The sequence below is a fragment of the Desulfobacter sp. genome (assembly GCF_050177295.1).
In genome coordinates, this window is record NZ_JBFXHE010000171.1 from 1 (window position 1) to 8,981 (window position 8,981).

Here is an 8,981-nt window from a genome sequence, read left to right on the forward strand (position 1 = left end):
AATATCTGAAGATAACAATCCGCAGGTCTGGGTGCATGGGGCTAATGCATATTTGGTGCATGTTTGCCCCAGCATCTCTTCGGATGAATAGCCTGTAATCCGGGCAGCCTGGTCATTCCAGCTTGTAATCCGTTTTTTTAAATCAACCGTGAATACCCCGCTGGGGACCATTTTATATAAATGCTCGGCCGTCTCTTTTGCTTTTTTAAGGTCTTTTTCGGCCCGGTGGCGTTGGGTGACATCCCTGAAACTCCATACCCGTCCAATGACCTGGTCGCCGAGCCGCTGGGGCCTTGAGTAGCGCTCAAGAATCCGGCCGTCGCGTAACAACAGCGTGGTAAAAGCCTCTTCTTCCGGGTTGGCATAAATTTGTCTGATACGCTCCAAAAAAGCATCCGGGTCCTCAAGCATTTTCAGCATACCACTTAACACAACCTGATCAGCTCCTGTCTCGGCCAGCTTGGAATCAATTTGCCAAATTTTCAGGAATCGTGTGTTATACGCGGTTATTCTCTGGTGCAGGTCAACCACGAGAATGCCGTCGGTGGTCGATTCAATGGTGGCATTCAGGCGCGAGATATGTTCCTTGATACTGTGGGACATGGCATTGAACGCCGCAGCCAGGGATCCGATTTCATCTTTTGTATCAAGGGCGATGTAATGGGAATAATCTTTATTCTTAATTGCCAATGCGCCCTGCTCAAACGCCGCAAGGGGCAGGATGATACGCTGCCTCATCAGAAAAAAAACATAAATGCAGAACCCCATGGTGATGAAGACCAGCATGGTGATGCCAAGAACAATGGCTTCGCTGCGTCTGTGTAACTGGTTCTCTTCGTTGTCCATGCGCTGTTTCAACAGGGTAAAAAACTGTTCAATGGGTTTCATAATTTGGGCCTTGGCGCTGTGATATTCTTTGCCGTGCAGTAAATTGCGCGCCATTTCCATATCCGGAGCCCTCTTGATTGTAAATTGCCCCTCGTCGTCTTTATACAAGCCTTTGACAGCGTTCATTGCTATGTTTTCCAGGTTGATGAGATCGTCGGACGCTTCTTTCGCCTTTAACAGTTTGGATATTTCCTCTTCTGAAAGACCCAAATTCATCATTCTTTTTTCAATGCTGTAACGCTCTCCGTCGTAATCCGGTTTTATATTTCCGGCAGCCACATAATCCCAGTAGAACTGGGTAAATCCTTGGGGGTGGGCCTGGATGCCGTCGCGGATGGCGGTGATCTCCCTGAAATATTGTTCATATTCCGGCGCTGCTGTCACCGTATATGTACAGGCAAACCGTGTTAAATCATCTGAAGCCTGTTTGAGTTCAAGGGCAAGATTCAATGCCTCGAAATTGCGCCCATGAATGGCGTGCCCGTCCTCGTGGATCTGGGAGAGCAAGAAGACAAAGGCAGAGCTGGTGGCGATTAGCGCTGCATAAATAAAGGAGGTTAAAATCAATGAGTCCCGAATGGAAAGCTGCCTGGGTCTTCCCTTGACCAGCCAGGCAATGAAGATGACCACGGTCATGCAAAGGAAAATCGTGCCTAGGCTGGATAGCAGAAACCGGATTTTATCAAGCGTGTATGAATCCGTAAAAAAAAACAATTTCATTATCATGCCTCTTTGGCTTGAGTTAATCAATGCGTTTGCCCCTCCCCAATCCACCACCTATTTTTCTGAACACCTGTCCAAGGACAATTTCGGGAAATTTTTTCTCGGAGTGCGACTATTTATGTCAGAGAACGACGTTTTGGGTAACGTTAACCTCTCTTGCGGGACAATTCGTCTTATTTAAGTGTAATTTAGGCGCAATTATCCCATGATTGGTAGAAAAGTTCCATTTCTTTGATGAAAAAAGTCTCATATGATTATCCTGAGGGCGCCCAGGCTCCATTTAGCAATGCAATTCGCCTGCGTGCCTCAACAAGAAGAGCATAGGATGGATGCCGTTTAGATAAACGCAATATCAGACTGCGAGAATGTTCAATTACTCTACCTGGAATATTGATAATCGAAAATCAGATGGCTTTCATTCGCCTTGTTTTCAAGCATGGGGCCAATGCCAAATTCTTCATCATCACATTCAGGTTCAAGGCGATGATCATTACCCACCACCAGGCAGCGTTCACACCGAAATCCGATGATGGAAGCTTCCCTCCTGCCAAGTCTTCTTTCATTTAAACGCCGAGTTCACGTCACATTCGATTGCAAATTCTATCCGGCCAAAACGTTTATTCTCTCCTGACGCACAATGTTTCAGAAGATCATGCTGATAACCGGCCGTGTCTGACCTGAGTTTTACCTGTTCGACATTTTCCGGAAGACAGTTCAACGCCTCCTTAAAAACCCTTAACTGCTCATACCCGGCCGGCACATTGCCATCCCGAAATTCTGTATGCAGGATAACACCGTGCTCATGCCACCATACATTTAAAGGTTGATAGGATTTGAATCCTTTATAGCAGTAAAGGGCATTCTTTTTCATCGTTTCTGCCAGAGTTGCATCCATATCCAGTGTGGCTGTTTTCTGGAGATTCGCATTATTTAATCCAGCGCAGACATCCCTATTAATAAACCTCAAACCCATCAGATGTTCGTTGTGCTTGGGGATAAATGCTTTAACATCTGTTTGCAAGCGAATTTTTTCCTGCTCTGCATCATGAAATTGGGATAAATACCTGAATACTGCGCTGGGTGATGGGAGGACCGTGCGTTTTTTCTCCTTACGCCATCGTATTTCCAAGGCTCTGCGGACCTTGCGCGTCAAGCCATGCATCTCTGTCTTTTTCATTTAGTAGAACAAGAGACAGCACAACCTGTGAATCGGACCAACCCTGGCCGTTATCTCTTATTTTTAAGTGTGTTTGAATGGATTTGGATAATCCAATCACTTCGGCAAGGTCCAGATAGACCGGTAATCCAGCAAACGCGGTCATCTCGTTCCTGCTTTCTTCCTCTTCGTACTTGAATGGTAACACGCCTTGTGTCATAATTTGTTTTACCCTGTTGGTGATAGGTTTTTGGTTGCACAAAACACTCTATCTGCTTGACTCATCAAGCTCAACGGGGTTTTTTATTTTTTTTTGACGGTGGATCAGGGAGGCCATGCCCCCCTTGTTTTCGGTAAATACTTCTGATAATGTTATACATATACAGTTTAAACAGGTTAAACGGAATGTACAATTGTTAATGCACTGCTGGAAAAATCTTAACTTCATGATGCAGCCAGCGGAGTTGATACAGTGGCCGCTGCAATTGGCCTATGCCAAGATTTTAGCATTTATAAACTAACAATTGATGGATGATGGAAACAAAAATGAAGGATCGCATCTATTTTTTACTTGTAGACGACCAGCAGCTGATATTGACCTTGGCTTCACGTATCTTAAAAAATAACGGTTATAAAAACATCATACAGGCCAAAAATGGTACGGACGCTTTAAACAAGATCAAAAAATCACCTATGATTAACGTGATTGTTACGGATTGGAATATGCCTAGCATGAACGGCATTGAGTTGTTGATGGCAATAAGAAATGACCCGAATTATTTTAATATTTCCGTTTTGATGCTGGCTGAAGAAATGTCAGATGACAAAATTTTTTATGCCATTGAAGAAGGGGTTGATGCTTACCTGGAAAAGCCTTTTTCCGAAGATAAATTTATAGCTAACATCAATAAAGTATTACAAAAGGATCTTGATCCGGATCCCATTAAGTACAAACTGCAAAAGCTGACTGCTATGAGTTTACGGAAAAAAGTCAAGGAGACGATTGAGTACGGAACATCACTCGTGCAGGAATATGAAAATAATATTGATATCTATCTTATTTTAAGTGATTGCTATCTTAGCACAAGAGACTATGATAAAGCCGAAGAATGCTTACATAAGGTCTTAAAAATCAACAAAAAGAGCAGTAAAGCATACTATATGCTGGGCCAGCTAAGTATGAAACAATTTGAATACGAAAAAGCCCTTTCCTATATGGAAATGGCCTATTCAATAAATCCCTTAAACACTGATGCTGTTATCAGCATTGGTAATATCTATCTTAAAATGGGAAAGATCAAGGAGGCATCTGAAACATTCAGCAACCTTCAAGTCGATACGCTTACGAATAGAAATTATACCAGCATTGGAGCGGCATATCTCGGGGCCGGCAATCTTGAAAAAGCCGGTCAATATTTACAAAGTGCCAAAGCGCCTGTACTAGAATCAATTGCTGTTTTTAACAAGTATGCGCTTGAACTTAAAAAGCAGGGGGAATATGAAGCAGCCACGGATCAGTATCAGAAATGTTTGAAAATTGATCCGTTAAATCATATCCTCCTGCTAAACACGGCTGTATGTTATTTTGAAAGAAAAAACTACCCTGAAGCGATAAACCTCTTGGAACAATGTCTTAAAATAGACCCCCATTTCAATGATGCTGCCCGACTGCTAAACCATATTAAAAAGATGAAAAGATGACAAAAGGTTCTCTCTAATTTATTTCCAGCACATAATAGGTAATACCGCCTTCATCCCGGCTCTTTTCCTTTATAAGACATCGCGAACAGGACTTGTTCAGGATTTTATACGAATGGGGCGCTTTAATTTTTGTCTGGGATTGAATGTGCCTTGATATATCTAACTCAGGTATGGGTTCGAATTTGTTGGAAATCTGTTCCAGATTTTCCAGTTTTTCAACAAGTTGTCTGTTTGAATTTTCCAACGCCTCAATTTTAATATTTTTTGATGAGATATCATTATGTATCTGGTCCTGACGTTCAAACCATTCGTTAATTTTTTCCCCTGCATTTTTCGCCTTGTTTTCCAGTTTCCGAATCGTATCTGAGATGCTTTTTAATGCAGCGGCATCTTTTATTCCGTTTAAAACAGACCTCTTTTTCTCAAGTTCCCGAATCTCTATCTGGGCCCGATCCTGGAGATGTGCATTCCCGGTTATGGTTCCGTGAAGCCACTTGTCCACCTCTTTCATCTGACTGATTTCTGATGCAAACTCCTTAATCATGTCCCTGTTAATTGAAAGATTGGATTTTATTTTATCCTCCAAACGGATTAAATGTTCATCCACCCCCACAGTCAGAACCGATGGCGCTGCAGATTCATTTCCCACAGTTCCGGCTTTAATCCCGAGCTTTGCTGACACGGTTGAGTTGAGAATGGTCCCCCTTTCATTATTGCAGGCTCCGCTCAGATAAATTGTAGAATCAATGATCTCTTTTTGAACCGTCAAATCTCCAAACGCGTTTATTGTTGAGTTGCGAATGTATTTGGCCTGAATATTACCTTTGACGTTGATAAGTTTTGTATCCATAATACCCATTGAAACGTTCAGGTCCCCGGAGATATCAACCTGTGCACCGCAAATTTCCTTGGCTGTGAGTGAAATACACTTGACCTTAAAGCCTTCCTTGACCGTGCCTGGAACAATGACATTGCCATTGAAGTCAATATTGCCGGTTTCAAACCCCACATCACCTTTTACCTTGAATTCTTTGTTGACCGAGACAACCCCCATAACATCCAGATGAGGTTCCCCCTGGGTGGTTGAAAAAATTTTAGTCTTTTGTTCGTTAAACCGGGTGCCCGGGCCCGCAGCAAAAGCCGGATCTACAGGCTCTGCCACAGGTATTTCCATGCCTTTAACATCCAGGCCGGGTTTTCCCGGCTCAGGATGGATCTTGGCAGCCAGCATAATGCCCTCTTCCACATGGGGGACTTCTCCTCTGTCCCTGAAATCTATGCTTCCGTCCGGGTTCAGTCTGCCTGCGCGCTTGAAATTGGTTGGGAAAAAATAGTGAACTTTTCCCTGGGTTGGCGGAACAGGCTGTTTGCCTTCAGCAATAAGCAGTTTTTCTCCTTTTCGGGCATTTCCATAAAGCCATTTTTCGATGGCCGGTTCTTCTGCGATGCCAAAGATAATCCCGTTTTTGTGGAGAAACTGTTCTATCATGTAAACCGTCACCATCTCCGGGGTATCCTTCCCAAGCCGGATATAAGCCCTTACCCTGTTATCTGAGAAGTCGATGGTAAAATATTTTAGGACATCCGACAGTTTTGCGTCCGAAGGGTGGCCTGGTCCACGATTGGTCCGCCAAACCATTAGATTCAGAATCTCCTGGGTCAGCAGACTGGCAAGGGGGCTGTACTCAGCGATATCAATGGTTTCATCCAATTGATCGGTCTGGGTCGTCAATGCGTTGAAAATATCTTTTTCTGAAAGAGTCAATGTGTCGGAATGACCTCTTTTTGAAATAATGGCTGAAAAAATGTCCCTGACACGGGTTTTTAAATCATCAAATGCCTGTCTGAAGCCAAATGAATTAAAACTGATATTTTCTTTTTCCAAAAGGTGTCTAAGCTCTGCACTACGTTTAAATTCATTATTTCCCAACATGTTCTTGAGCCTGGATTTCAGAATTCTGATTTCCTTTTCTTTTTGTTGGATTTGGGCCGCATACAGAGTCTCTTTTTTTTTCAGATTTCCAGCTATCTGGAACAGCTGCTTATTTTGACGTTGGATGGTTTTTTGCAGGTGTTTTGTTTTTCTGCAGGCTTGGTATGCATCGTACCGCAGTCTGACTTGAACAAAAAGTTCTTCAGCCGTAAACGGCAGGGGCAGGCAGGCATGAATCCCGGCAGAATTTATTGCATTGACAAAGGAGGGCAGCTCTGATGGTGCCGCCACCAGGAGTCGCTGGGTTTCCTGGGAAATTTCCTTAGCCTTTGCCAGAACAGTCTCCTGTTCTTTCTCTATTTCAACATAGCCCTCAATAATCAGAAAATATGGGAGGGCGGAATCCTGGGCCAGGCGTTCCAGGCCTTCGGCAGGAGATTTGAAACAATCCACCCGGAATCCTTTTTCCGATAACAGCCCGGTTCTCTTTTCAAGAATTCCTTGCGGGTCAATTACCAGGATTTTATTTTCCTGTTGTCCGGTTTCGATGGTACACGCCCCTTTGCCTTGACTGCAAAATAAAATTACTCTTCCCGGTTTAGTTCATTAGCTGTCGGCATAAAAAAACCGTTACGGGCAGCAAGGTCTTTAAATTTTAGAAAAAAATCTTTCATTACAGCCAGGTAGCATAACACAATTCTGTCTTTGTCAAGCATATGGTTTTCCTCAAGCAATTTTTCGATCTGCTTGAAATAATCTGCCTCACCAATCCCCTTTTCCAATCGCTTTTTTAACTGAATGATCTGTTTTTCTTTTTGGACAATCACCCGTTTATGCGCCACTGCTTTTTGCTGAAGCTCCTGGCTTAAACTATACAGGCGGGTATTTTGTTTTTTAGCCAAAGCAAACAGGTTCTGGTTCTCAACGACCAATTCGTAATATTGCAATCCTGACTCAATCATCTCCAATAAATTCTCATTGTCCCAGGGTTTTGTGATAAACCGGTGGACAGCGCCTTGATTCACTGCGCCGGAAACCGCATTGATATCTGCATAGCCGGTGATCAGGAATCGGACCGTATTCGGGGTGATGGCCCTGGCCTTCTCCAGAAACTGGATGCCGTCCATTCCCGGCATTCTTTGATCCGAAAGTATCATGGAGAGCGGATTTTCTGATTTTTGAATGAAATCCAGCGCCTGGGGACCGGAAGCCGCGTAAAAGGAACGGGCACCTGTCCTTTTAATCAGACGTCCAAGTGCTTTCCCGATTTTTTCCTCATCATCAACAATCAGAATTGTATGATCAAAACCCGTGGTCATTTGGCTCCCATAGAAATGGTGTCAGAATCATCAATTGGATAATTTTTCGTGAAATTTATTACCAATGTACAAGCTTAAGTCATTTTAAATTTTTTCTCAAGAGGCTAAAATGACGAATTCTGGATAGTTCCCGGAGAAAAAGCGGTGGGAAGCCAATGATCATCTAACGGCTGTGGTAATTTTGAAAAATTCCTTGATCTGCGGCTCTTTGGCCTTCAGGGATTCTATGATCTGGATCATTGCCGATTCATTAATGCCGATTTTCTTGGGCGCATTTTTGATGGTAACAGGAATCGGATTGCCTGAATGCCCCATCTGGGCTTTCTGTGTAAGATAATCTGCAAGATTGATGATCAGGGCCTGATGGCGGTATTGGATCGGCGCCGATTCCGGGGCATGATGAAACCTACAGGGCAGAATGATGGATGCAGGAAAATTCCACCGTGTCATCAAAAGGGCGGATAATGCGGCATGATCCAGCTTGAACAGGATGTTTTCGCTGAAATACAGGGGACGCCTGTTTTCCAGTGCATACTGCCGGACTTCGTTATATTCCCTTTTAAAATAGACCGAGAAAATCACCTTGCCCATATCATGGAGCAGGGCCGGGACAAAAATCTTTCCGGTAATGCCCGGATTGGTCTTCTTTGCCAGCTGCTTTGAGGCCGTGGCCACGCCGATACCGTGTATCCACAATGCTTTCATATCAAGGCTTAGGCCTGAAGTATCTAATACGCTGGATAAGATTTCCATGCCCAGGGCAATGCCGATGATTTCATCAAACCCAATCACGGAAATGGCCCGTTTAATGGTATCCACTTTATTTCTTTGAGCATAATAAACGGAATTTGCAAGTTTGATCAGCTTATTGGTCATGCCCAGGTCATGTGAAATGATTTTGGCTAAGTCTTCTGTGGTTGTGTTTTCGTCAGAAGCCGCTCGGATCAGGTTATCCACAACATCCGGCAGCGTGGGTAAATCGCTTTCCCTTTTTTGAACTATTTCAAGGATTCGTTCTTTTATTTCCATTAAATGCAGACTATCTGTCCGGTTTAATGAAACCGGGTGATGTTAATGCTGCCGTTGGCCGCCATCTCGTCAAATTTTTTTCGTAAAAAGCGTTTAAACGTGTTTCGAGTGGGGGGCCATAACAGGAAAAGGCCTGCCGTGTCCGTTAAAAGCCCGGGTGTAATGAGCATTAATCCGGCAATGAGGATGATAATGGCATCCAGTAGTTCTTCGGCCGGCATAAGTCCCTGGT

The 8,981-nt window shown here is 43.7% G+C and carries 6 protein-coding genes and 1 pseudogene; 1 reads left to right on the forward strand and 6 read right to left on the reverse strand.

Features of this window, described 5'->3' with window-relative positions:
• Both AB7U36_RS12790 and AB7U36_RS12795 read right to left on the reverse strand, forming a co-directional pair.
• The coding region (locus AB7U36_RS12790; protein WP_428160152.1) for a PAS domain S-box protein at positions 1 to 1,608 on the reverse strand (1,608 nt) is incomplete at its 3' end.
• Positions 1,609 to 1,865: 257 nt separating this feature from the next.
• Positions 1,866 to 2,987 (reverse strand): annotated as a pseudogene (locus AB7U36_RS12795) (transposase).
• A gap of 326 nt (positions 2,988 to 3,313) precedes the next feature.
• Here AB7U36_RS12795 and AB7U36_RS12800 point away from each other — a divergent pair.
• Complete coding sequence (locus tag AB7U36_RS12800) at positions 3,314 to 4,468, forward strand: tetratricopeptide repeat protein (protein ID WP_428160153.1); 1,155 nt, start codon at positions 3,314 to 3,316, stop codon at positions 4,466 to 4,468.
• Between the two features lie 13 nt (positions 4,469 to 4,481).
• On the opposite strand, the gene AB7U36_RS12805 is transcribed toward AB7U36_RS12800, so the two are convergent.
• From AB7U36_RS12805 to AB7U36_RS12820, 4 genes are all read right to left on the reverse strand, one after another.
• Complete coding sequence (locus AB7U36_RS12805; protein WP_428160154.1) at positions 4,482 to 6,854, reverse strand: flagellar assembly protein A; 2,373 nt, start codon at positions 6,852 to 6,854, stop codon at positions 4,482 to 4,484.
• Positions 6,855 to 6,985: 131 nt separating this feature from the next.
• Entirely contained in the window at positions 6,986 to 7,720 is a 735-nt protein-coding gene (locus AB7U36_RS12810) for a response regulator (RefSeq protein ID WP_428160155.1), read from the reverse strand.
• Positions 7,721 to 7,879: 159 nt separating this feature from the next.
• A complete protein-coding gene (locus AB7U36_RS12815) occupies positions 7,880 to 8,749 on the reverse strand; it encodes an HDOD domain-containing protein (RefSeq protein ID WP_428160156.1) in 870 nt (289 codons plus the stop codon).
• A gap of 23 nt (positions 8,750 to 8,772) precedes the next feature.
• A partial coding sequence (locus AB7U36_RS12820; RefSeq protein WP_428160157.1) for an FxsA family protein occupies positions 8,773 to 8,981 on the reverse strand: 209 nt, incomplete at its 5' end.

Coding starts and splice junctions, on each gene's coding strand:
- AB7U36_RS12810 (WP_428160155.1), bottom strand. CDS start 7,720: ATGACCACGGGTTTTGATCATACAATTCTGATTGTTGATGATGAGGAA.
- AB7U36_RS12815 (WP_428160156.1), bottom strand. CDS start 8,749: ATGGAAATAAAAGAACGAATCCTTGAAATAGTTCAAAAAAGGGAAAGC.
- AB7U36_RS12800 (WP_428160153.1), top strand. CDS start 3,314: ATGAAGGATCGCATCTATTTTTTACTTGTAGACGACCAGCAGCTGATA.